This is a genomic window from Burkholderia sp. BDU5 (assembly GCF_001522845.1).
GTDB classification, from domain to species: domain Bacteria; phylum Pseudomonadota; class Gammaproteobacteria; order Burkholderiales; family Burkholderiaceae; genus Burkholderia; species Burkholderia mayonis.
Window position 1 is genome coordinate 1 of the sequence record NZ_LOWC01000169.1, and the last position, 605, is coordinate 605.

General features: G+C 64.1%; 1 protein-coding gene. It reads left to right on the plus strand.

Features of this window, described 5'->3' with window-relative positions:
- On the plus strand, positions 1–605 hold a 605-nt coding region (gene tnpC, locus WS69_RS27890), incomplete at both ends, for an IS66 family transposase (protein WP_156438436.1).

The window sequence follows — 605 nt, forward strand, 5'->3', positions numbered from 1 at the left end:
GCGGCGATGTTCAAGGTGATTCGCACGATCCGGCGCAAGACGGTTTGTCCGTGCGGCCACCACTTCTCGCAGCCGCCGATGCCCGGCTTGCCGATCACGCGCAGCATCGCTCATCCGAGCTTGCTGGCCGACATCCTCGTTTCGAAGTACGCTGACCACGCCCCGTTGTACCGGCAGTCGCAGATAGCCGCGCGCGACGGCGTGAAGCTCGACCCGGCCAGCATGGGCCGCTGGGTTGGTCAATGCGAGGCCCTTTGCGATGCGCTGACCGAGGCACTGCGCCGCTACACGGTGGCGCCGTCGAAGCTGCACGCGGATGACACGCCGATCCCGGTACTCGAGCCGGGCAAGAAGAAGACGAAGACTGGGCGGCTGTGGGTGTATGTGCGCGATGACACCCGTTCGGGCTCGACCGAACCGGCCGCAGTGTGGTTTGCTTACTCGCCGGACCGCAAAGGCATTCATCCCCAGACCCACCTGGACGGATTCAAGGGTATCTTGCAAGCCGACGCCTACAGCGGCTTCAACGAACTGTACGAGAGCGGCAAGATTCGCGAGGCGGCATGCTGGGACCACGCGAGACGGTACATATACGACGTGCATGC